At 67.1% G+C, this 23,307-nt stretch carries 16 protein-coding genes; 1 reads left to right on the top strand and 15 read right to left on the bottom strand.

Annotated elements, in window-relative coordinates; translation table 11 throughout:
* Nucleotides 1–186 precede the first annotated feature (186 nt).
* On the bottom strand, nt 187–744 hold the full coding sequence (locus tag ACIP4X_RS20620) for an ATP-binding protein (protein WP_358728689.1): 558 nt from the start codon (nt 742–744) through the stop codon (nt 187–189).
* Between the two features lie 210 nt (nt 745–954).
* Between ACIP4X_RS20620 and ACIP4X_RS20615 the strand changes: the two genes are divergently transcribed.
* Nucleotides 955–2,349, top strand: coding sequence for a sporulation protein (locus ACIP4X_RS20615; protein ID WP_401349849.1), 1,395 nt, complete (start codon nt 955–957; stop codon nt 2,347–2,349).
* A gap of 3 nt (nt 2,350–2,352) precedes the next feature.
* Here ACIP4X_RS20615 and ACIP4X_RS20610 read toward each other — a convergent pair whose 3' ends face one another.
* The 14 genes from ACIP4X_RS20610 to ACIP4X_RS20545 form a co-directional block, all read right to left on the bottom strand.
* Complete coding sequence (locus ACIP4X_RS20610) at nt 2,353–3,267, bottom strand: aminoglycoside phosphotransferase family protein (protein WP_358728602.1); 915 nt, start codon at nt 3,265–3,267, stop codon at nt 2,353–2,355.
* A 278-nt stretch (nt 3,268–3,545) separates the two neighbouring features.
* Nucleotides 3,546–5,912, bottom strand: coding sequence for a hypothetical protein (locus tag ACIP4X_RS20605; protein WP_358728600.1), 2,367 nt, complete (start codon nt 5,910–5,912; stop codon nt 3,546–3,548).
* Nucleotides 5,909–7,330: an alpha/beta fold hydrolase gene (locus ACIP4X_RS20600; protein WP_358728598.1), complete on the bottom strand. Its 1,422-nt coding sequence runs from the start codon at nt 7,328–7,330 to the stop codon at nt 5,909–5,911. The genes ACIP4X_RS20605 and ACIP4X_RS20600 overlap by 4 nt, the downstream gene beginning before the upstream one ends.
* Before the next feature lie 369 nt (nt 7,331–7,699).
* Nucleotides 7,700–9,679 (bottom strand): TIGR03960 family B12-binding radical SAM protein, encoded by a 1,980-nt coding sequence (locus tag ACIP4X_RS20595; RefSeq protein WP_358728596.1) that lies wholly within the window; start codon nt 9,677–9,679, stop codon nt 7,700–7,702.
* A gap of 105 nt (nt 9,680–9,784) precedes the next feature.
* Nucleotides 9,785–11,380, bottom strand: coding sequence for a CHAD domain-containing protein (locus ACIP4X_RS20590; protein WP_391453016.1), 1,596 nt, complete (start codon nt 11,378–11,380; stop codon nt 9,785–9,787).
* Nucleotides 11,381–11,438: 58 nt separating this feature from the next.
* On the bottom strand, nt 11,439–12,638 hold the full coding sequence (rodA, locus tag ACIP4X_RS20585; RefSeq protein ID WP_358728594.1) for a rod shape-determining protein RodA: 1,200 nt from the start codon (nt 12,636–12,638) through the stop codon (nt 11,439–11,441).
* Entirely contained in the window at nt 12,635–14,980 is a 2,346-nt protein-coding gene (mrdA, locus tag ACIP4X_RS20580) for a penicillin-binding protein 2 (RefSeq protein WP_358728592.1), read from the bottom strand. Before mrdA ends, rodA begins: the two co-directional genes overlap by 4 nt.
* 69 nt (nt 14,981–15,049) lie before the next feature.
* The gene (gene mreD, locus ACIP4X_RS20575) at nt 15,050–15,727 is read right to left on the bottom strand and encodes a rod shape-determining protein MreD (protein WP_391453013.1); all 678 of its coding nucleotides are present in this window, start codon (nt 15,725–15,727) and stop codon (nt 15,050–15,052) included.
* A 14-nt stretch (nt 15,728–15,741) separates the two neighbouring features.
* Entirely contained in the window at nt 15,742–16,683 is a 942-nt protein-coding gene (gene mreC / locus ACIP4X_RS20570) for a rod shape-determining protein MreC (protein ID WP_358728588.1), read from the bottom strand.
* A 161-nt stretch (nt 16,684–16,844) separates the two neighbouring features.
* Nucleotides 16,845–17,864: a rod shape-determining protein gene (locus ACIP4X_RS20565; protein WP_100566843.1), complete on the bottom strand. Its 1,020-nt coding sequence runs from the start codon at nt 17,862–17,864 to the stop codon at nt 16,845–16,847.
* 314 nt (nt 17,865–18,178) lie between these two features.
* Nucleotides 18,179–18,592: a nucleoside-diphosphate kinase gene (gene ndk, locus ACIP4X_RS20560; protein WP_141360920.1), complete on the bottom strand. Its 414-nt coding sequence runs from the start codon at nt 18,590–18,592 to the stop codon at nt 18,179–18,181.
* A gap of 64 nt (nt 18,593–18,656) precedes the next feature.
* Nucleotides 18,657–19,019, bottom strand: a complete 363-nt coding sequence (locus ACIP4X_RS20555) for a DUF4233 domain-containing protein (RefSeq protein WP_358728584.1) — start codon at nt 19,017–19,019, stop codon at nt 18,657–18,659.
* 6 nt (nt 19,020–19,025) lie between these two features.
* On the bottom strand, nt 19,026–20,576 hold the full coding sequence (locus ACIP4X_RS20550; RefSeq protein WP_391453009.1) for a glutamate ligase domain-containing protein: 1,551 nt from the start codon (nt 20,574–20,576) through the stop codon (nt 19,026–19,028).
* An 80-nt stretch (nt 20,577–20,656) separates the two neighbouring features.
* Nucleotides 20,657–23,287 (bottom strand): valine--tRNA ligase, encoded by a 2,631-nt coding sequence (locus ACIP4X_RS20545; protein WP_391453007.1) that lies wholly within the window; start codon nt 23,285–23,287, stop codon nt 20,657–20,659.
* Between the last annotated feature and the right edge of the window lie 20 nt (nt 23,288–23,307).

The following is a 23,307-nucleotide window of genomic DNA, read 5'->3' as shown; positions in this document are numbered from 1 at the left end:
TTCCAGGGCAGGGGGTGGCCCGGTCTCGGTATGTGGTTGTCAGGCGCGGCCCCTCAGCCGGGAGGGGAGCTCCCACGACCGGAAGGGCCGCGCCCATGACCGGAGCGGGTCGAGCTCCGATCGATGTCCGGTCCGCCGCCCGCTCCCGATCGCGAGGGAGAACCGCAGACGGCAGACCGGAGATCATCAGCGCGGTCTGTGCTCAGCCCCGCCGTCCAGGTCGAAGCGGCACCAGACCGTCTTGCCGCCCTGACTGCCAGGCGTCCACCAGACGGCCGTGGCCAGTCGCTGAGCGATGAGCAGGCCACGCCCGCTGTCCGGCAACACCGCCTCGGACAGTTCCCCCACCAGCCCCGGCGAGAAGATCTCGCCCACCGGCAGCAGGGGAGGCGTCGAGTCCTCATCGGCAACGCCGATGAACAGCCACTTCGGCCACACCTTGAAGATCACGTCGATGCGCCGACAGCCACCCGGACGGGCCAGGTCCCGATCCGGCACCGCATGGTTCACCACGTTCCCGACCAGCTCCGAAACGACCAGCCGGGCATCGTCCACCACAGCACCGGCACCCGCGCCCCGAAGGAACTCGGCCGTCTGATCGCGCGCGACACGTGCCGTGTTGCCGCACTCGGCGAAGAGCGTCAGCGTCAGGAAGTACCCAGCAGAGGACGCATCCGGCGCCACGAACCAGTGGGCGTACGCGTCCAATTCGCTCGCCAGGCGCTTGGCTTTCCCCGCATCCATCATGTCCCCTTCCGAGCCTGAGACGGCCCTCACCTCACCGCTTGCTGCACGCAAGCCAGTACACGGCGGAAGGCCGCTGACCGGGAGCGTTCACCAGGGGGTTCACGTGAACATCGGCAAATGCGAAGGGGGTTCACCGATGAACCCCCTGGCGAGAGACTGCTGTGACACGATGAACATTCGCCGTCATTCTCGGGTTGGCAGGGGAGCATGAACCGAGAGCCGAACGCGCAGTTGATCGCCGTCATGGACGAGGCCAAGGTCTCGAACAAGGGCCTGGCGAAGCGGATGCAGGATGCCGCCGCGCAACGCGGCGTGAGCCTTGGAACGACACACGTCTCCGTGAAGCGATGGCGCGAGGGTTCGGGCATCCAGCCGCAGACAGCAGCGATCATGGCGGACGTCCTGAGCGCCAAACTGGGCCGTCGCATCACGCCGGGCAATCTCGGCTTCTTCGATCTCGCACGGCCGGCCGCCCCTGAGCCAGTCGGATACCCCAGCACGGTGCCGGAGGCGCTGTCCCTGTTGGGCAGCCTTGCCGACGAGCGCGCCGAAGCCCCGACCGCCGATCAGCTGACCATCGCGGACGGAGAACTCAGCTCAGCGGTCCTGTCATGGATGATCGCGCGCCCCGACGGCATCCAGGCCGACCGCCCCGCGCACCAACGAGTCGGCATGCGCGACGTCCGCGCCATCAGGGACGCGGCCAGCATGTTCATGCAACTCGACTTCAAGTACGGCGGAGGCCACGGCCACAAAGCTCTACGCCACTACTTCCGTCACGAGGTCCTGCCCCTGCTGAACGCCAGCTACAGCGAGAAGACGGGCACCGCGTTATTCAGCGCAGCCGCAGAGGTCTCGCAGTTGCTCGCCTGGACCGCGTACGACACCGGAAACCACCGGCTCGCCCACCGCTACCTGACTTCCACGCTGCGCCTGACCCAGGTCATCGACGACCGCATGTTCGGCGCCCGCATCCTCGGCAACCTCAGTCACCAGGCCAACTATCTCGGCCACCACACGCAAGCCATTCAACTGGCCCGCGCCGCAGTCGAGGGGGCCAAGGGCCGAGCCACCCCGCGCGCCATGGCGAACTACGCAGCGATGGAGGCCCGCGCCCTGTCCAACGCAGGCGACCGCATCGCGGCAGGCCGTGCGATGAACGAGGCAGAACGCCACTTCCAGCACGCCGGCACAGCCGAAGACCCCGCGTGGCTCGCCTACTTCGACTCCGCGGAACTCATGGGCGAACTCTGCCACTGCTTCCGCGACCTCAAGATGCGCCGTGAAGCAGTCGAACAGGCACAGCGCGCCGTGGACAGCACCGACCCGAAGTACGCCCGCACCCTCGGGTTCTGCCGCATGGTGCTGGCGCAGAGCCAGCTACTGAACGGCGAGCTGGAGGCCGCCGTCACCACCGCGAGCCTCGCCGTCGACGGCGGCGACTCCCTCCAGTCCGCCCGCTTCCAGCGCTACGTCACCGACTTCCAGCGCTACGTCACCGACTTCCAGGCCGAGGTGAGCGCCCACGCGGCGAACCCGATCGTGGCCGCCTTCAACGACCAGGTACGGGATGCACTCGCCCGCCTGGACGACGAGGAATGACGGCTACCAGGGCCGCCAGTCGCGCGGCGCATCGTCATTGCGCAGGGCAGCGATGCGCCGGCGGTACTCGGCCGCCGTCCTCTCGTCCTCCTGCACGTTCTGCATGAGCCACGTCGTCATGCCGAACTCTTGCAGCCCCCGCAAAGTCTCGTACCCGGGCCAGTCATACAGGTCACGCCCGTACGCGGCCACGAAGTCGGCGTACTGCTCATCGGTCTGCCACCCAAGGCTGTGGTGCTCAACAGCCGTGACCATGAGATCCCACTCGGGATGATCGAAGCAGAAGGCTTCGAAGTCGATCAGGATGACCTGCCCCTGATCATCCACCATGAGGTTCTGCACGTGCGCGTCACCGTGCACCGGCCCCTTGTGCGTCGCAAAGCGCAGCTCTGCGTACCTGTCCCGCAGCTCGCGCCACCGCTTCCGAAGGAACACCTTGTCGTCCTCCGGGATCACGGCCAGATCGAGCCGCCGCTGCTGCTTGTCGAAGGGATCGAACGAGGGCAGCTCAAGCCCGTCCGGCACCTCCAAGGCGTGCAGCTCCCGCAGGATGGCCCCCAACTCCCCATACGTGGCCTTCCGGTCCCCCTCAACAATCAGATGCCAGAAAGTCACGGGGTGGCCAGCGATCATGAGCGGCAGCTCCAGATCCTCGACGATACGAGCAGCCGGGAACCCTTCACCAGCCAACCACCGTGAAACAGCAACCTCTTTGCGAGCCGTCGTCAGCCACTCCCGCCCACGAGCCACACGCACCACCACCGGCACCGAGGCCAGCCGGAACAACGCGTTCTCCCCGAGCCGGAGCAACTCCGCGCCCCTGTCATCGAGCCCCGCAGCCCGGCACGCGGCACTCATCACCCGCGCAGCCCCCGCCGACGTGAACCCCTCTTCCGACCGAACAGCGTCAACCGCCATGCCCGTACCAGCTCCCCTAGTCGCGCGCGATCAACCAGCGCACGTCCGAGGGTGACCAGCCCGCCGTGCGCCGGATACGGCTTCGACCGTATCCGGGTACGAGCTACGAAACGAGAGGCAGGTCCACGCACCACGCACCCGGAGGCCGGTCAAGTACGGTGTGCAGTGAGCGTGATGAAGTACCCGCGAAGCGTTTGCCAAGTCTGCCTGTTGTCAGGCCAACCGCCGACAGTTCGGTCGTTCTCTTAGCACCCCATAGGCACAGGCCTAATGAGCCATCATGCCTGCCTACGCCAGTCGGATGCCGCTCGGCGAATTCTCCCTGACGGATGGTCTTGAGCGAGGCGATCAATCGCCCCTGCAATAGATTCTGGCAATTCCCGCAAATCGGCCAGTTCTCGTACGACATAGAGAGGAACGAGTAGGCCATCTTCGTTACTGAGAAGGTCCACTAGGCGCTGAGTCGCCACCTCATTCAGCTCCCCATCAACAGCCGCTATACGCACCAGGGAACGCGCCGCGTTGGCTTTAATTGCGACATCAGATGCGTGACTCATCTGCAAGGCGAACGGCAGCACCCAGCTTTCAGACCTGTGCGAAGCCAAGGCCGCGAGCGTTCGAGCTGCCTCTCTCCTCGCTTCCAGATCTCCACTACCACCCAATTCCGCAAGAGCAGAAATGATGCGCGCATCCTGGAGTAGGCCATATGAAATAAAGAACCTGAGGGCCGACGGGTAGGGAACCGTCGCTTCTCCCCACGGCGCAGAATTACCTGCACTCTTCAGTACGTCACCGACCTTGGCCTCAAAAATTCGGCGAACCCGAGAGGGCATCGGTGGCGTTTCCCGGGCCAAGCGCTCAAATGCTGGGCTACGATCGAAACGAGAAATCTGATTCGAAGTAAGGAAGCGTGCCAGAGAGTCCCAAAGTTCGTGAGCTGGCTCGTATTCACTAATCAACATAGCGCCGACATCTGATGCCGAGCGAGATCCGAAAGAAAAGGAACCTCGGGACGCAGATTCGCGGATTGCATCAAGAGCTTCCCTTACCGACCTCACAGCTTCAGCCACCTCATCATTTTGGAGCCTGGCCGCACTCTCAACGATAGCTACATTCAGCCTCCTCGCGATTTCGTCTAGCCCGGAGAATGCCTCGCTCTTGAATACCAGGCGCCCCAATCCGATCGACACTGCCTCGGCAGTGTCAGGGAGAGCCTCACTGAGCTCACCGTTCAGCCAATTGGCCCACCTAGCTCTTACGGGTTCCGAAACTTCACTCCAAGGAATCACCCTAAGCGCCTTCGCGAATCCCTGATCATACAACTCGTTATATGAGCGCTTGGCGCAAACTTCCGTTAGTAGAAGCTTGGCTACCTCATCACTCCTCTGGCACACGCTCGATAGAACAGCAGCAGTTTGCCAAGATGTGCTGATCCTCAGCGCAGGGTGCTGCCATGAACCAGTTACATCAGGCGGCCCTCCTGCCGAGATAGAGGCCAGAACAATCCGCAGAGCGTGCGCGGCTTCCGGCAACGCCATCATTTCCGCCGCAGCGCGTAGTACCAGGAGCTCCGGAACTCGCAACCTGCTGGGCGAAGAGCGTCGAAGAATAATCTGCCGCGCATCCCAGCTAAGTAGCGAAAGAGGACCCGCAGAGCGAACGTACTCCAAAGCAAGTTCTAGCTCTTTTGTGGCTCCGGCATGCCTCAAAAGACGCAAAGCGTCCTGGATATTACCAGACGTGACACCTTCAATATGCTGCACCAGTCGCAGAAGAGCGAGATCCCTTCGCGCCCTATAAACTTCAGCATGTCCCAGTAGTTCGAGCCCCAAGGTCTCATGAAAGAGATCGACCTGGGATTGGCCGACTGTAATAGTTTGCGAGCGTCCGTAATTCCTAATAAAGCTCCTGCGCACGTGCTCCGAATAGCTGGAAGCCCGATCTGCAGCGATCCTTAGCAACCGATCAGACGGCGGCCTCTTAATTCGCTCCATATGTGACGGGAACGACGAGAACGGCAAATCATCGTCTAGGTCGTACGGAGTCAGACTCCACGCGGAGCGCTTGAGTGCATAAATAATCCTTCGCGTCGTATCCACAGAAGTTCCATTAACACCAGGGCCAAGACGGAACTTCGGAAAATCTTCGGGTTCGAGATCTTCCAAAATGCGCGCCGCGGTAAAGATGTCGTCCACATATTTCTTTCCCGCATCACGACGTCGGAGAGCACGCTGCTGCAGGAGTGCAGCTCGAGCGAGCCGGCCCGGTGCGCTCTTACCTGTCCGTGCAAGCATTTCCGTCAAAATGGAATCGCACTTGTCATACTCCTCCATTTCCGCCAACGCGCAGCAAGCAAGAAGCACCAAAGCCGTGGATCGCCCTACGTCCTTTTGATTCCGCGAAAAGGCTTGTTGAATTAGACCTTCGGCTCCTTCAGCAATTGTCTCAGACCTGAAGCTCTGCTCCGCATAGATCACAGCGGCGTCGTTCCGATTGCCGTCCTGAAGCTGGTGACCCCAGTCTCCCCCGATAATTAGCGCGGCAAACTGGCCCACCGGGTCTTGCGAAGAGGTCTCGTCGCGGAAATTTGGATGAATTGCCACATCATGTGGCTGGAGCACGGCAGCAACCCACGACAGGTTCATACGAAATCATTTCCTTCCGCTCCATAAAACTGCCCTGCAGCGCTTCGAGGCCACCGTATTGGGTCTCGCTCGATCATCACTTCAGTCCAAGCAGCCACTACGCCAGTCAAGCCACCTGGGTTCTCGACTCCTTCAAAGCTAAGGGATCGGTAGGGCGGATCTGGCAACCAAGATTGCACGACGTCGACGGCCCGCTCATGGTTTGGACCTACCACTACAATTAGCAGCGTGAGCTCCTCTTGGGTCTGATGCCGTTCGAATGCCTTATCAATCACGACCCTGCAACGCTGATTTCCATCGAGCACGCTCTGAGCGTCATGAACGGTAATTAGGATGTCTGTGGGCTGTACTGAGGTGACCAGAGAGTTGCGTCGGTCGGACACCTGCACATCACCCGAAGACGATTGCAAGCACCCCCTGTTATATGCCCTCTCCCAATCGACATCAATGTCGTCACCGCTTAGTTCTGTGACAAGTAGCGGCACCTGTGGTCTGGGGCTCGAATCGAACCGTGCATCGTGACGAGCCTGGATGCGCCACGCCTGCCTGATGTCATTTGACTGTTTAACGATCTTAAGCAATCGTTGATGTTGTCCCTGGTTTTTCGCATCGGGTTTCACGATTGTGCGATGATTCCCGTTCAGGCGTAGACGTTGCTGCTCCGGAACGCCGAACAAGCCACTCATCTTGGATACGACGCGATCGCCACCCGCCATGGCCGAATAGCGCGGAATTAGATATTCATAGTAGCCTGCAGACGCGGCACTTCCGAGACTCTCAACATTGCTACGGAAGTATGACTCGGCCTTCATTAGCTGCGGAGACTTGCGGCGCAGCCATTCAAACTCCGGGAACACGTTCCTAAGGGCACTGAGAGCTAGGCCGGCGCCCGTCCTGGGGGCGGCCAACAAAAATAGAGCGGCAACGGGAGTAAGATCCCGCGCCTTTTTACCCAGCTGCATCAGGTACTCGTATACGGCCGATTCAACTACGAGGCCACCAAGGCTATGGGCGACGAGGTAAATGTCAGAATATCCATAGTCTTCGCTTAGGACTCTGATCCAATCAGCAAGTTGCCCCACATGGAAAGGAAGATCTGCACCCAGTTTCCAGTTTCGCCAAGCCTTGTGAAAGCTTGAGTACTGAAAAACGGCGACGTCGAGTGGCTGCACAGTCTCTTGCTCAAAGACGAGCTCTGGCCACATGCCCCATGTGCCATACCCCGATCCCCCCAGCCCGTGCACAAAAAGGACTGCCGCGTCAGTCTCTCGCCCCTCATGAACATGCACATTCAGGCCAGTATGATTAAAATCTTCTGCCTGAAATTTGACTTGCTTGAAAAATTGCGGCAATTTTCCCCCGGCCCTGCGCTTGCAGATCCCGAACGTTATTAACACCCCGCTCTCTGCATTCCTCATGCAGGGATCGGGGTGTTAATTTGGTGAACCATGGTGCTGGTGGGTGTGGGCAAGTATATACAGCGTCGTGCCAGTTGCCGCTAGGATCTGACAACCACTGAGACCACCCAAACGCCATTGAGTCCACAGGGCGAGGAGTGGGACTCGAGGGGGCGCCAAGTCGCGTGCAACCATCACGTGGCTCCTCAGACCCACTCCACCTCGGAGACGATCTGTGAGGCCCCTCTCGGGGCCGGCAGCGGCGTTCGGGAAGACGCCAACAGCGGCGGGCAAGGGCGCGGGGCAGCAAGCTCGGACAACGCCGCAGCCACTTCTTCCTCGCTCGCCCCCGCCAGCGCCTCCATTACCCGATCGAGCGCCTCGCTCACCTCAGTGCTCGTGACCACTCGAAGTGGGTGCCTGGCCTGCGTTCTTGACCGTCAGCGGCAGCAACTTCTTGCCGGTCGGGCCTACTTGTACCCAAGTATCCATCTGCGGGCACACCCCGCAGTCGAAGCACGGGGTCCAGCGGCAGTCGTCGACCTCTGTTTCGTCGAGGGCGTCCTGCCAGTCCTCCCAGAGCCAGTCCTTGTCGAGGCCGGAGTCGAGGTGGTCCCAGGGGAGGACCTCCTCGTAGGTGCGCTCGCGGGTGGTGTACCAGTCGACGTCCACGCCGAAGGGGACGAGGGCCTTGTCCGCGCAAGCCATCCAGCGGTCGTAGGAGAAGTGCTCGCGCCAGCCGTCGAAGCGGCCGCCGTCCTCGTAGACCGCGCGGATGACGGCGCCGATACGGCGGTCGCCGCGCGAGAGCAGGCCCTCGACGATGCCGGGCTTGCCGTCGTGGTAGCGGAAGCCGATCGAGCGGCCGTACTTCTTGTCGCCGCGGATCTTGTCGCGGAGCCGCTGCAGCCGGGCGTCCGTCCCCTCGGCGGAGAGCTGGGGCGCCCACTGGAAGGGGGTGTGCGGCTTGGGGACGAAGCCGCCGATCGAGACCGTGCAGCGGATGTCGTTGGAGCCGGAGACCTCGCGGCCCTTCTGGATCACGCGGGTCGCCATGTCGGCGATCTGGAGGACGTCCTCGTCCGTCTCCGTGGGCAGACCGCACATGAAGTACAGCTTCACCTGGCGCCAGCCGTTGCCGTAGGCCGTGGCGACGGTGCGGATCAGGTCGTCCTCCGAGACCATCTTGTTGATGACCTTGCGGATGCGCTCGGAGCCGCCCTCCGGGGCGAAGGTGAGGCCCGAGCGGCGGCCGTTGCGGGTCAGCTCGTTCGCCAGGTCGATGTTGAAGGCGTCCACGCGGGTGGAGGGCAGCGAGAGGCCGATCTTGTCGGCCTCGTAGCGGTCGGCGAGGCCCTTGGCGACGTCGGCGATCTCCGTGTGGTCGGCCGAGGACAGGGAGAGCAGGCCCACCTCCTCGAAGCCCGTCGCCTTCAGACCGGCCTCCACCATGTCCCCGATGCCCGTGATGGAGCGCTCGCGGACCGGGCGGGTGATCATGCCGGCCTGGCAGAAGCGGCATCCCCGCGTGCAGCCGCGGAAGATCTCGACCGACATGCGCTCGTGGACCGTCTCCGCCAGCGGCACCAGCGGCTGCTTCGGGTACGGCCACTCGTCCAGGTCCATCACCGTGTGCTTCGACACGCGCCACGGCACGCCCGACTTGTTGGGCACCACGCGGCCGATGCGGCCGTCGGGCAGGTACTCGACGTCGTAGAAGCCGGGCACGTACACCCCGCCCGTCCGCGCCAGGCGGAAGAGGAGTTCCTCGCGCCCGCCCGGGCGGCCCTCCGCCTTCCAGGCGCGGATGATCTCCGTGACCTCCAGCACCGCCTGCTCGCCGTCGCCGATGACCGCGCAGTCGATGAAGTCGGCGATCGGCTCGGGGTTGAAGGCCGCGTGGCCGCCCGCCATCACGATCGGGTCGTCGATCGTGCGGTCCCTGGCCTCCAGGGGGATACCGGCCAGGTCCAGGGCCGTCAGCATGTTGGTGTAGCCCAGCTCCGTGGAGAAGGACAGGCCGAAGACGTCGAAGGCCTTCACCGGGCGGTGGCCGTCCACCGTGAACTGCGGGACGCCGTGCTCCCGCATCAGCGCCTCCAGGTCGGGCCACACGCTGTAGGTGCGCTCGGCCAGGACCCCCTCGCGCTCGTTGAGGACCTCGTAGAGGATCATGACGCCCTGGTTGGGCAGCCCGACCTCGTAGGCGTCCGGGTACATGAGTGCCCAGCGGACGTCGCAGGACTCCCAGGGCTTGACCGTGGAGTTGAGTTCTCCGCCGACGTACTGGATCGGCTTCTGCACATGCGGGAGCAGAGCTTCGAGTTGCGGGAACACGGACTCGACGGTCTCGGCGGCTTCGGCAGGCATCTCGACGGACCTTCGTGAGCTGACAGGGATGACCATCAAGCGTAACCCGGTCCCGGACCTCGCCCGAACGCCCGGAAGGCGCTCGCGGGGAGCCCCGGGGAGCCCTCAGAGGGCCGTCCCCTTCTTGACCTGCTTGGCCTTCCTGCCCTTCTTGGCCTGCTTGACCTGCTTGTTGTCCTTCTTGATCGCCCGCCAGGTCTCCGGCAGTCGCGCCTCCAGCTCGGCGGCCCGCTGCTCCTCGCGCCCGTACAGCACCCCGTACGTGAAGGCGCTCTCCCCCGCCGTGTGCGCCTGTCCGGCCAGTTCGCGCAGGGTACGACGGGCCATGACGCTGTCCTGATGGTCGCCGAGCAGGCTCTGCAGCGACTTCGCCGCCTTCACCAGGGCGGAGGCCGGATCGCCCAGGGCGGGTACGGCCGCCTCGGCCGCGTACCGGGTGGCCTTGGCCCTCTTGCGGGCCTCGTGCAGGGCGAGGTCGCGGTCGTGGCCCGGCGGCAGGTCGAGGGCCTGCCGGAGCAGGGCGGAGAGCGCCGCGAGTTCCTTGCGGACGGCCTTGGCGATCACCTTGGCCGGTTTGCCGGCGGCCGCCGGGCGCAGCGGCGGGTCGGCCAGCAGGGCGTCCAGTGCGTCGAGGAGGGCCAGGTGGCGGTCGCTGTCGAGGTCGGCGACGATCCGTCGGCGCGCGTCGCCGTGGGCGGTTCCCGACCAGGTCCGCAGCCGGGTGCGGACGGGGCCGGTGACCAGGGTGTAGGGCAGGTCGTCGAGGGCGGCGGTGAGGTGTTCGGTGAGGACTTCCTGATCACGGTCGCGGCCGAGTTCGGTGGCGAGCTGTTTCAGTTCGGCGCGGAGCGGGTCGGTGGCGGTCCGGTCCAGGACCGTGCGGTAGGTGCGCAGGGCGCTGCGCAGGCGGCGGGTGGCGACGCGCATGCGGTGGACGGAGTCGTATTCGTCGCGGCGGACGGCGGGGTCGAGGGCGACGAGGGCGTCGCGCTGGGCGCGCAGGTAGGCGAGGACGTGGTCGCCGGCCGTCTTCGGGGCCTTGTGGCGGGCCGGGGCGGGCTGGTCCGGCGGGGCGGTCTCGGTGAGGGCGCGGGCCAGTTTGGAGGGGGCCGGGGAGGGCCGTACGCCCGCCTCGCGCAGGCGGGTGTCGACGGCGTCGAGGAGGGCCGGGTCGCCGTCGTCGGCGAGTTCCACCTCGATCTCGGTCCACTGGGCGGTGCCGCCGTGGCCGGTCAGCCGTTCGGCGCGTACGGCGTCGACGACGACCTCGGCGAGGGGGGTGCCGTCGGCGTCGACGAGGTGGCGGGTGCCGCGCCGGGTGCGGAGGCGGACCAGCGGGAGCAGTTCGCCGTCGCGGACGCGGGAGCGGGCGAGCGCGGCGAGGGCGGGCGGCACGGTGTCGGAGAGGGGGGCGTGGATCTCGTCGCGTACGCCGGTGGTGACGGGGAGCTTGAGGTGCCAGCCCGCGTCGTGGCCGCCGGTGCGGCGGCGCAGGGTGAGTCCGCCGGCGGTGAGGCGTTCGTCGGGGGTGTCGTAGTAGACGGCGTCGAGTTCGGCGGCGCCCTGGTCGACGACGGCCGCCACCGGGCCGACGCCGGTCAGGACGCCGGTGAGGTCGGGCGGCCCGCCGTCGCCGGTCTCGTACTTCCGCTCGATCTCCCTTTTCGCCTTCATGTCCGCCACGACCTTCATGTCCGCCATGTCCCGAATCTAGTGCGGGTGGGGGTCCGGCGGCAGGGGTCGGGGGCGCGGGTCGCCGCTACGCCGACATGGGCCGCTGCACTCTGATCGACTGGAGCAGTCCGACCGCCACCCAGACCGCGAACATCGACGAGCCGCCGTAGGAGACGAAGGGCAGGGGCAGGCCGGTGACCGGCATGATGCCCAGGGTCATGCCGACGTTCTCGAAGGACTGGAAGGCGAACCAGGCGACGATTCCGGCGGCGACGATGGTGCCGTACAGCTCGGTCGTCTCGCGGGCGATGCGGCAGGCGCGCCAGAGGACGACGCCGAGCAGCAGGATGATCAGTCCGGCGCCGACGAAGCCGAGTTCCTCGCCCGCGACCGTGAAGACGAAGTCGGTCTGCTGTTCGGGGACGAACTGGCCGGTGGTCTGGGAGCCGTGGAAGAGGCCCGAGCCGGTCAGGCCGCCGGACCCGATGGCGATGCGGGCCTGGTTGGTGTTGTAGCCGACGCCGGCCGGGTCGAGGCTGGGGTTGGCGAAGGCGGCGAACCGGTTGATCTGGTACTCGTCCAGGATGTGCAGCTGCCAGACGGCGACGCAGCCGACGACGCCCGCGGTGAGCAGGCCGAAGATCCAGCGGTTGGAGGCGCCGGAGGCGAGCAGCACGCCCAGGATGATGGTGAGCAGGACCAGGACCGTGCCGAGGTCGGGCATGAGCAGGACGACCATGATCGGTACGGAGGCCAGTCCGAGCGACTGGATGACCGTGCGGTGGTCGGGGTACGTCTTGTCGCCCGCGTCGACCCGGGCGGCGAGCAGCATCGCCATGCCGAGGATGATCGTGACCTTCACGAACTCGGAGGGCTGGAGGGAGAAGCCGCCGCCGAGGACGATCCAGTTGCGATTGCCGTTGATGGTGGCGCCGAGCGGGGTGAGCACCAGCAGTACGCCGGCGACCGAGAGCCCGTACAGGATCGGCACGACGTTGCGCAGGGTGCGGTGGCCGAGCCAGACGGTGCCGATCATCAGGGCGAACCCGATGCCGGTGTTCATCAGGTGCCGCATCAGGAAGTAGTACGGGTCGCCCTGGTTGATGTTGGTGCGGTTGCGGGTGGCGGAGTAGATCAGGGCGGCGCCGATCGCGGACAGCGCGAGCGCGCAGAACAGTATCGGCCAGTCGAGCCTGCGGGCGGCCGAGTCGCGGGCGAAGACCCGCGTCCAGCCGCCGCGTTGGGGGCCGTATCCGGAGATGGAGAAGCTGTTCGCGCCGGTCATGCGGTGGTCCTCCGGCTTCCCCTTCGGCGCTGGCGCCTACGGGTCTGGCGGTTGCCTGTGGGGGGCGAGGCGGTGGTCGCCGGCGGCAGCTGGTCGTTGGGCGAGGTGCCGCCCTGCTGGTCGCCGGCCGTGGTGCCGCCCTGCTGGTCGCCGGCCGTGGTGCCGCCCTGCTGGTCGTTCGGTGCGGCGCCGCCCTGCTCGGCGGCCTGCTTGGCGTTCTCCTCCTGGTCCTTGGCCGGGTCGGCGGGGACCTTCGGGGAGGCGATCGAGCCGTCGGGCCGGATCTGCGGCAGGCTCTTCTGCGGGGTGGGCAGCAGGGCCTTCTTGTTGTCGATGGAGCCGTCGCCCTGCACGCCGTACATGGCGCTGTAGATGTTGCGGACGGCCTCACCGGAGGCGCCGGAGCCGGTACCGGCCTGGGCGATGGTCATGATGACCGAGTAGTCCTTGGTGTAGGTGGCCAGCCAGGAGGTGGTCTGCTTGCCGTAGACCTCGGCGGTACCGGTCTTGGCGTGCAGCGGGATCTTGTCCTGCGGCCAGCCGGCGAACTTCCAGGCGGCGGTACCGCGGATGGCCACGCCGGCCAGGGCCTGGTCCATCATGTTGCGGGTGGCCTGGGTGATGGGCAGTTTGCCGTGCGACTTGGGCTTGATCTCGGTGACGTTCCTGCCGTCGGGGCTGATGATCGCCTTGCCGATGGTCGGCGTGTACATGGTGCCGCCGTTGGAGATCGCGCCGTAGATCACGGCCTCCTGGATCGGGGTGACGAGGGTGTCGCCCTGGCCGATGGAGTAGTTGATCGAGTCGCCCTCGCGCAGCCTGTTGCCCTCCAGGCAGTTCTCGTACGCGATCTTCTCGACGTAGCTGCCGTCCTTCTTGCCGGTCTTGCACCAGCCGTCCTTGTTGGCCTCCCAGTACCGCTGCTTCCACTCGCGGTCGGGGACGCGGCCGGTGACCTCGTTGGGCAGGTCGACGCCGGTCTCCTTGCCGAGGCCGAACTGGTGGGCGGCCTTGTAGAAGTAGTCCTTGGGCTTGCCCTTCTTGGGGTTGATGCCGCCGTCCTTCTTCCACTCGTTGTCCGAGAGGTAGTAGAAGACGGTGTCGCAGGAGACCTCCAGGGCCCGGCCGAGCGAGATCGGGCCGAAGTTCTCCCCCTCGAAGTTCTTGAAGACCTGGTTGCCGACCGAGTAGGAGCTGACGCAAGGGTAGTTGCCGTTGAAGTCGTAGCCGGCCTCGACCGCGGCGGCCGTGGAGACCACCTTGAAGGTGGAGCCGGGCGCGGACTGCCCCTGGATGGCCCGGTTGAGCAGCGGGTAGTTGGAGTCCTTGCCGGTGAGCGCCTTGTAGTCCTTGGAGGAGATGCCGCCGACCCAGGCGTTCGGGTCGTACGTGGGCGCGGACGCCATGGCGACGATGCGGCCGGTCTTGGCCTCCATCACGACGACGGCCCCGGAGTCGGCCTTGTAGTTCCTGTTGGTGTTCTTGTCCCACTGGGTCCGGGCGGCCTTCATCGCCTTGTCCAGCTCGTACTCGGCGATCCGCTGGACGCGGGAGTCGATGCTGGTGACCAGGCTGGAGCCGGTCTCGGCGGGGTCCGACTTGGACTTGCCGATGACGCGGCCGAGGTTGTCGACCTCGTAGCGGGTGACGCCGGCCTTGCCGCGCAGCTCCCGGTCGTACTGCCGTTCAAGGCCGGAGCGGCCGACCATGTCGGAGCGCAGGTAGGGCGAGTCGGTGTCCTTGGCCTGCTGGATCTCCTCGTCGGTGACCGGTGAGAGGTAGCCGAGGACCTGCGCGGAGTTGGACTTGCCGGGCCCGGGGTAACGGCGCACGGCCTCGGGTTCGGCGGTGATGCCGGGGAAGTCCTCGGCGCGTTCGCGGATCTGCAGGGCCTGGCGCGGGGTGGCCTCGTCGGTGATGGGGATGGGCTGGTACGGCGAGCCGTTCCAGCAGGGCTGCGGGGTCTTGGCGTCGCACAGCCGGACCTTCAGCATGACCTCGTCGACGTCCATGCCGAGGACGCCGGCGAGCTTGGTCAGGACCGCCTTGCCGTCGTCCTTCTGCTTGAGCAGGTCGGTGCGGGAGGCGGAGACCACCAGCCGGGTCTCGTTGTCGGCGAGCGGCACACCGCGGGCGTCCAGGACGGAGCCGCGCACGGCGGGCTGGACGACCTGCTGGACGTGGTTGCCGGAGGCTTCCTTCTGGTAGTGCGCGCCCTCGCGGATCTGCAGGTACCACAGCCGGCCGCCGAGCGTGCCGAGCAGGGAGAGGACGAGGATCTGGATGACGACGAGCCGGGTCTGGACGCGGGGGGTCCTGCCGGTCTCGGGGATGTTGGTCACGGGTGCTGCCTCCCCCTCAGTGCGTGTAACGGACCTGTGCGGCCGGTGAAGCGGCCGACTGCCGTGCTCTCACAGGCGCTTGACCCCCTTGATGCGGCCGACCCGGGTGGTGCGGGTGCGGGCCTTGGCCTTCAGGCTGCCGAGTGCGCCGCGCCGGCCGCCGATGCTCAGCCCGGTGCCGGAGGAGAGCCAGCCGGAGGAGATGTCGGTCTTCTTGCCGATCGCGCCGGTCTCGGCGAGCGGATCGTTCTCCGCGCGCCTGGCCAGCCACATGATGCCGGGGACGACGAAGGGCGCGAGCAGCAGGTCGTACACGGCGGCCGTCAGCAGCAGTCCGCCCAGGCCGACATGGCGGGCGGCGGTGTCGCCGACGAGGGCGCCGACGCCCGCGTACAGGAGGGTGGAGCCGAGGGCGGCGCCCACCACCACGGCCATGGGGCCGGTGGCCGATTTGACCTGGCCGTTCTCGGGCTTGATGAGTCCGGCGAGGTAGCCGATGACGCACAGCACGAGCGCGTAGCGGCCGGCGGCGTGGTCGGCGGGCGGGGCGATGTCGGCGAGCAGTCCGGCGCCGAAGCCCACGAGGGCGCCGCCGACATGGCCGTAGACCATGGCCAGGCCGAGCACGGTGAGCAGCAGCAGGTCGGGGACGGCGCCGGGCAGGTGCAGCCGGGACAGGACGCTCACCTGGATCACCAGGGCGACGACGACCAGTGCGGTGGAGAGCAGGATCCGGTTGAGGCGCATGGGACGTGAGGCTCCTACTGCTGCGGCCGGTCGGGGGCGTAGGCGTCGGCGGAGGGGGTGACCGTCACGGTCACCGTGGGCGTCGGGGTGGGCTTGGGCTTCGGCGGCAGGACCTCGTCGCGCGGGTCCTTCTTCGGGGCCTGGACGACGACGCCGACGACGTCGAGTTTGGTGAAGCCGACGAACGGCGTGACGTAGACCGTTCGGGTCAGGTCGCCGCCGGAGGGGTCGACGCGGGAGACGACACCGACCGGGACGCCCGGCACGAAGGGCTTGTCGGCCTGGGAGCCGAAGGTGACCATGCGGTCGCCCTTCTTCACGTCCGACTTGCCGTTGAGGAGTTGCACGCGCAGCGGCCGGTCGCCCTGGCCGGAGGCGAAGCCGAGTTCGTCGCTGCCCTCCATCCGGGTGCCGACGGTGAAGTCGGGGTCGTTGGCGAGCAGCACGGTGGAGGTGCTGGGGCCCACGGTGGTGACGCGGCCGACCAGTCCGTCGGCGTTGAGGACGGTCATGTCGCGCTGGATGCCGTCGGAGGCGCCCGCGTCGATGGTGATGGTCCAGGAGAAGCCCTGGGTCGCCCCTATGGCGATGACCTGGGCACCCTTGATCCCGTACTGGCCCTCGCCGGCCAGCTTCAGCATCCTGTTCAGCTGGGTGAGGCGGCTGCGCTTGCGGTCGTCGCTGCCGAGTTCGGCCTTGAGGGCGGCGTTCTCCTTCTCCAGCGCGGCGAGCCGGTCGTGGCGTTCGCCGGAGTCGCGGACCGCGGAGACCGCGTTGCCGACCGGGTTCACCGCGGCCGACACGCCGTTCTCGATCGGGCCGAAGACGGTGGCGGCGGCCTGCCGGGCACCGTCCACCGGGGAGTTCTCCCCGCCGCGGATGTCCACCGTGATCAGCGCGAACGCGATGGCGATCAGCAGCACCAGGAGCAGCCGGCTCTCTTTCGTGTCCCTCACGTGCGGCGGCCGTGCCTTCCTCATAGGAACTGGGTGGCCCCGGCGAAGCGCGGTCTGCGCGCGCCATCCCAAGGGGCCCGCTTGCGGGAGCTTAAGCCTCTATATCAACGATCCGCCGTACGAGAAAAGATCATCTCGTACGGCGGAGTCGAAGAGTTGTGTCATCTGCGGGGCTGGGCGTCAAGTACCTGCTGGAGTGCCTCGAACTCCTCGACGCACTTGCCCGAGCCGAGCGCCACGCTGTCCAGCGGGTCCTCGGCGATGTGGATGGGCATGCCGGTCTCACTGCGCAGCCGCTCGTCCAGTCCGCGCAGCAGTGCGCCGCCGCCGGTCAGAACGATTCCGCGGTCCATGATGTCGCCGGACAGCTCCGGCGGGCACTTGTCGAGCGTCGTCTTGACCGCGTCGACGATCGCGTTGACCGGTTCCTCGATCGCCCTGCGCACTTCGGCGGCCGAGATGACGACGGTCTTCGGCAGGCCGGAGACGAGGTCCCGGCCGCGGATTTCGGTGTGCTCGTCGGAGTCGAGGTCGTACGCGGAACCGATCGTGAGCTTGATCTGTTCGGCCGTCCGCTCACCCAGCAGAAGGGAGTACTCCTTCTTGACGTGCTGGATGATGGCGTTGTCCAGCTCGTCGCCCGCGACGCGGATGGACTGGGCGGTGACGATGCCGCCGAGCGAGATGACCGCGACCTCCGTGGTGCCGCCGCCGATGTCCACCACCATGTTGCCCGTGGCCTCGTGGACCGGCAGGCCGGAGCCGATGGCCGCGGCCATCGGCTCCTCGATGATGTGCACCTGGCGCGCGCCGGCCTGGGACGAGGCCTCGATGACGGCGCGGCGCTCGACACCGGTGATTCCGGAGGGCACGCAGACGACGACGCGCGGACGAGCCAGATACCGCCGCTTGTGGATCTTCAGGATGAAGTAGCGGAGCATCCGCTCGGTGATCTCGAAGTCCGCGATCACGCCGTCCTTGAGCGGACGCACGGCGACGATGTTGCCCGGCGTGCGCCCGATCATCTTCTTCGCCTCGGCGCCGACCGCGAGGATCCCACCGGTGTTGGTGTTGATCGCGACGACGGACGGCTCGTTGAGTACGATCCCGCGACCCCTGACGTACACCAGCGTGTTGGCGGTCCCGAGGTCGACAGCCATGTCACGGCCGATGAACGACATTGAGTTCCCCATCAGGATTCGTCTGGCCTTCCCTGGGAGCTTTTGACGGCGGTTCAGGTACGGCGAGGTGGGTGCTGTGACGTGAAGGCTTCCATCGTAGACGCGCCTGCACGAACACTGCGCGAGGGTCTTCGCCATTGTCAGCAGATGGCGTACCGCCCCGCTTGTGGAGACGGTCCATCGGGGGCACGCGTTCCCCCGATCGGCACCGCGTATGCCACCGGGCGGCCGGGTTCGTGCGGCCGCCCAGGTCAGGCGGACAGCCGAGCTGATGGTTCGTCAGCCCGGCGGGGCCGGGGAGGGCTTCCTGGGGGTCAGCCGCGGCCCGGGAAGAAGATCTTCACCTCGCGCTCGGCGGACTCCTCGGAGTCGGAGGCGTGGATCAGGTTCTCCCGGACGATCACGCCGTAGTCGCCGCGGATCGAGCCGGGGGCGGCGGCGATCGGGTCGGTCGGGCCGGCCAGCGCGCGGACGCCCTCGATGACCCGCTCACCCTCGACGATCATGACGACGACCGGGCCGGAGGCCATGAACACCATCAGCGGCTCGTAGAAGGGCTTGCCCTTGTGCTCGCCGTAGTGCTGCTCCAGGGTCTCCGTGTCCAGGGTGCGCAGGTCCAGCGCGGTGATCTGCCAGCCGGCCTTGCGCTCGATACGGCTGATGATCTCGCCGGTCAGGCCACGACGGACGGCGTCGGGCTTGAGGATGACGAGGGTGCGCTGGGTCACGGGTGGCTCCTTCACCTGGCAGATGTGCGGTGGGACGAGGTTACAGGGCGTGTCGCCCTTCCTGTCACGCAGCGTCAGCCGGAGGGCCGGCCTCGGCGGCCTGCGCCGCGAATCTGGCCTTGGCCTCCTCGATCTTCCGCCCGAAGTGCACCGAGGCCCACCACAGGGCCGCGAAGACCACGCCGAGGAAGTACATCGTCGGCACGACCAGACCGGACGCGATCAGCGCGGCCTGGAGCACCCAGCCGAGGATCACACCGCTGGGCCGGGTCACCACGCCGCACAGCAGCAGGCACAGCAGCATCGCGATGCCGCTGACCGTCCACACCGTCGTCATGGACAGGCCGGGGTCCTTCATCGCGACCAGCGCGGCGAAGCCGATGACGAAGAACTCGCCGATCAGGGTCGAGGAACACAGCGTACGCACGAGAAGTCAGCCTCTCCCCAGGAGCAGTCGGGCCTCACCGACGGTGATGACGGAACCGGTGACGAGCACACCGCCGCCGGAGAACTCGCCCTCCTCCTCGGCGAGCGTGATCGCGGCCTCCAGCGCGTCCGGCAGCCGCGGCTCGACCTGGACGCGGTCCTCGCCGAACACCTCGACGGCGAGCGCGGCCAGTTCGTCGGCGTCCATCGCGCGGTGGCTGGAGTTCTGCGTCACCACGATCTCCGCGAAGATCGGTTCGAAGGCCTCCAGCAGACCGCGCACGTTCTTGTCGGCGCTGGCCCCGACCACGCCGATCAGGCGGCTGAAGTCGAACGCCTCCTGGACCGCCTCGGCGGTGACCCGCGCGCCCGCCGGGTTGTGCGCGGCGTCCAGCACCACGGTCGGCGAGCGCCGTACGACCTCCATCCGGCCCGGCGAGGCGACGGACGCGAACGCCTTGCGCACGGTCTCCGGGTCCAGCGACTCGGCGCGCTGCGCGCCGACGCCGAAGAACGCCTCGACGGCGGCGAGCGCCACGGCGGCGTTGTGCGCCTGGTGGGCGCCATGCAGCGGCAGGTAGACCTCGGGGTACTCGCCGCCCAGGCCGCGCAGGGTCAGCAGCTGCCCGCCCACGGCCACCCGGCGGGCCACGACGCCGAACTCCAGCCCCTCGCGGGCGACCGTCGCGTCGACCTCCACGGCCTTCTTCAGCAGCACCTGGGCGGCGTCCACCGGCTGCTGGGCCATGATCACGGTGGCGCCCTGCTTGATGATGCCGGCCTTCTCGCCCGCGATCTCGCCTGGCGTGGAGCCCAGGCGGTCGGTGTGGTCCAGGTCGATGGGGGTCACCACGGCGACGTCACCGTCGATGACGTTCGTGGCGTCCCAGCTGCCGCCCATCCCGACCTCCACGACGGCCACGTCGACCGGCGCGTCGGCGAAGGCGGCGTACGCCATGCCGGTCAGCACCTCGAAGAAGGACAGCCGGTACTCCTGCGAGCCGTCGACCATCTCCACGTACGGCTTGATGTCCTGGTACGTCTCGACGAACCGCTCGGCGGAGACCGGGGCGCCGTCCAGGCTGATCCGCTCGGTGATCGACTGCACGTGCGGGGAGGTGTACCGGCCGGTGCGCAGTTCGAAGGCGCCGAGCAGGGCCTCGATCATGCGGGCGGTGGAGGTCTTGCCGTTGGTGCCGGTGATGTGGATCGACGGGTACGACCGCTGCGGCTCGCCCAGCACGTCCATCAGCGCGGCGATCCGGCTGACCGAGGGCTCCAGCTTGGTCTCGCCCCAGCGGGTGGCCAGCTCCGCCTCGGCCTCGCGCAGCGCACGGTCGACCTCGGGGTCCTCCGGGCGCCCGGGTACGTCCGCCTGCGGCGCCCCGCCCTGCGTGCGCAGGGTGCGGCTGCCGGCTTCGATCACCGCGAGATCGGGGTCGCGGGTGGTCTCGGCCTCGATGATCTCGTCGAAGGAGTCGAGGGGGTCGGGCCGACCGCTGCTGTCCGGGGGGAACTCACTCACGAGGCCAGTGTACGGAGGGCCGCTGACATACATGGGCGAAGGCCCCCGGAGCCACGTGGCTCCGGGGGCCTTCGCCGCCCTGCTCCCCGTGCTCGCGGGGTACTGCCCGTGCGCTACGCCTGCGGCAGCCGCTCCAGCTGCGCGGCGATCCGGGCGATGTCCTCCTCGGCCTTGGCCAGGCGGACCCGGATCTTCTCCACGACGTTGTCGGGGGCCTTGGCCAGGAAGGCCTCGTTGCCGAGCTTCGCCGTCGCCTGGGCCTTCTCCTTCTCGGCGTTGGCCAAGTCCTTGGCCAGCCGCTTGCGCTCCGCCGCCACGTCGATGGTCCCGGACAGGTCGAGGGCCACCTCGGCGCCGGAGACCGGGAGCGTCGCCGTCGCGGTGAAGGCGTCGCCCTCCGGCTGGAGGCGCAGCAGCTGGCGGATGGCGGCCTCGTGCGGCGCCAGTGCCGTGCCGTCGAGGGTCAGCCGGGCCGGGACCCGCTGACCGGGCTGGAGGCCCTGGTCGGCGCGGAAGCGGCGGACCTCGGTGATGACCGACTGGAGGGACTCGATCTCCTTCTCGGCGCCCGCGTCCCGGAAGCCGCTGTCGGTCGGCCACTCGGCGATGACGACCGACTCGCCGCCGGTCAGCGTGGTCCACAGCGTCTCCGTGACGAACGGGACCACCGGGTGCAGCAGCTTCAGCGTGACGTCCAGGACCTCGCCCAGGACGCGCTTGGAGACCTCGGCCGGCTCGCCGCCCGCCTGGAACGTCGTCTTGGACAGCTCGACGTACCAGTCGAAGACCTCGTCCCAGGCGAAGTGGAACAGCCTGTCCGACAGCTTGGCGAACTGGAAGTCCTCGTAGTACGCGTCGACTTCGGCGACGACCGAGTTCAGCCGGGACAGGATCCAGCGGTCGGTCGCCGACATCCTCGCGGCGTCCGGCAGCGGTCCGTCCACCGTCGCGCCGTTCATCAGCGCGAAGCGGGTGGCGTTCCAGATCTTGTTGGCGAAGTTGCGCGAGCCCTGGACCCAGTCCTCGCCGATCGGCACGTCGACGCCGGGGTTGGCGCCGCGGGCGAGGGTGAACCGGAGGGCGTCGGAGCCGTACTTGTCCATCCAGTCCAGCGGGTTGACCGCGTTGCCGAAGGACTTCGACATCTTCTTGCCGAACTGGTCGCGGACCATGCCGTGCAGGGCGATGGTGTGGAACGGCGGAGTGCCGTCCATCGCGTAGAGGCCGAACATCATCATCCGGGCGACCCAGAAGAAGAGGATGTCGTAGCCGGTGACCAGGACGGAGTTCGGGTAGAACTTCGCGAGGCTCTCGGTCTGCTCGGGCCAGCCGAGGGTGGAGAACGGCCACAGGCCGGAGGAGAACCAGGTGTCGAGGACGTCGGTGTCCTGCTTCCAGCCCTCGGCCTCGGTGCCCGGCGGCTGCTCGTCGGGTCCGACGCAGACGACCTCGCCGCCCGGCCCGTACCAGACGGGGATCCGGTGGCCCCACCACAACTGCCGCGAGATGCACCAGTCGTGGAGGTTGTCGACCCAGTCGAAGTACCGCTTCTCCATCTCCTGCGGGTGGATCTTGACGCGGCCGTCCCGGACGGCGTCGCCGGCGGCCTTGGCCAGCGGGCCGACCTTGACCCACCACTGCATGGACAGGCGCGGCTCGACGGTGGTCTTGCAGCGCGAGCAGTGGCCGACGGAGTGGACGTACGGGCGCTTCTCGGCGACGATCCGGCCCTCGGCGCGCAGCGCGCCGACGATGGCGGAGCGGGCCTCGAAGCGGTCCAGGCCCTGGAAGGGGCCGTGGACGGTGATGACGGCGTGCTCGTCCATCACGGTGATGGCGGGCAGGTCGTGGCGGCGGCCGATCTCGAAGTCGTTGGGGTCGTGGGCCGGGGTGACCTTGACGGCGCCGGTGCCGAACTCGGGGTCGACGTGCTCGTCCGCGACGACCGGGATGGAACGGTCGGTCAGCGGCAGCTTGATGAGCTTGCCGACGAGGTGGCGGTAGCGCTCGTCGTCGGGGTGCACGGCGACGGCGGTGTCACCGAGCATGGTCTCGGCACGGGTGGTGGCGACGACGATGGTGTCGTCCCCCTCGCCGTACGTCATCGAGACGAGCTCGCCGTCGTCGTCCTGGTACTCGACCTCGATGTCGGAGATGGCGGTCAGACACCGGGGGCACCAGTTGATGATGCGCTCGGCGCGGTAGATGAGTTCGTCGTCGTAGAGCCGCTTGAAGATGGTCTGGACGGCCTGCGAGAGACCCTCGTCCATGGTGAAGCGCTCACGGGACCAGGCGACGCCGTCGCCGAGGCGGCGCATCTGGCCGGAGATCTGCCCGCCGGACTCGTTCTTCCACTGCCAGACGCGCTCGACGAAGGCCTCGCGGCCGAGGTCGTGCCGGGACTTGCCCTCCTTGCCGAGTTCGCGCTCGACGACGTTCTGGGTGGCGATGCCGGCGTGGTCCATGCCGGGCTGCCACAGCGTCTCGTGACCCTGCATGCGCTTGCGGCGGGTCAGGGCGTCGATGAGCGTGTGCTCGAAGGCGTGCCCCAGGTGGAGCGAGCCCGTGACGTTCGGCGGCGGGATGACGACGGTGAACGGAGGCTTGTCGCTCTTCGCGTCCGCCTCGAAGTAACCCCGCTCCACCCAGCGCTCGTACAGCGGCCCCTCTACGTCGGCCGGCGCGTACTGGGTCGGCAGTTCGGTGTCGGGCGCTGGTGGCTGCTGCTGAGCGTTCTCGGTCACGGGGTCAGTTTAGATGCGTC

Origin of the sequence: Streptomyces sp. NPDC088817 (assembly GCF_044750345.1) — a bacterium.
Classification (GTDB): domain Bacteria; phylum Actinomycetota; class Actinomycetes; order Streptomycetales; family Streptomycetaceae; genus Streptomyces.
Note: the sequence above shows the minus strand (reverse complement) of the source record. Positions and strands in the feature narration are given on the sequence as shown.

Coding starts and splice junctions, on each gene's coding strand:
- ACIP4X_RS20565 (WP_100566843.1), bottom strand. CDS start 17,864: ATGTCGTTCATCGGCCGTGACATGGCTGTCGACCTCGGGACCGCCAAC.
- ACIP4X_RS20595 (WP_358728596.1), bottom strand. CDS start 9,679: ATGCCTGCCGAAGCCGCCGAGACCGTCGAGTCCGTGTTCCCGCAACTC.
- ACIP4X_RS20620 (WP_358728689.1), bottom strand. CDS start 744: ATGGATGCGGGGAAAGCCAAGCGCCTGGCGAGCGAATTGGACGCGTAC.
- ACIP4X_RS20590 (WP_391453016.1), bottom strand. CDS start 11,380: ATGGCGGACATGAAGGTCGTGGCGGACATGAAGGCGAAAAGGGAGATC.
- ACIP4X_RS20600 (WP_358728598.1), bottom strand. CDS start 7,330: ATGAGGAATGCAGAGAGCGGGGTGTTAATAACGTTCGGGATCTGCAAG.
- ACIP4X_RS20550 (WP_391453009.1), bottom strand. CDS start 20,576: ATGTATGTCAGCGGCCCTCCGTACACTGGCCTCGTGAGTGAGTTCCCC.
- ACIP4X_RS20615 (WP_401349849.1), top strand. CDS start 955: ATGAACCGAGAGCCGAACGCGCAGTTGATCGCCGTCATGGACGAGGCC.
- rodA (WP_358728594.1), bottom strand. CDS start 12,638: ATGACCGGCGCGAACAGCTTCTCCATCTCCGGATACGGCCCCCAACGC.
- mreD (WP_391453013.1), bottom strand. CDS start 15,727: ATGCGCCTCAACCGGATCCTGCTCTCCACCGCACTGGTCGTCGTCGCC.
- ACIP4X_RS20605 (WP_358728600.1), bottom strand. CDS start 5,912: ATGAACCTGTCGTGGGTTGCTGCCGTGCTCCAGCCACATGATGTGGCA.
- ACIP4X_RS20610 (WP_358728602.1), bottom strand. CDS start 3,267: ATGGCGGTTGACGCTGTTCGGTCGGAAGAGGGGTTCACGTCGGCGGGG.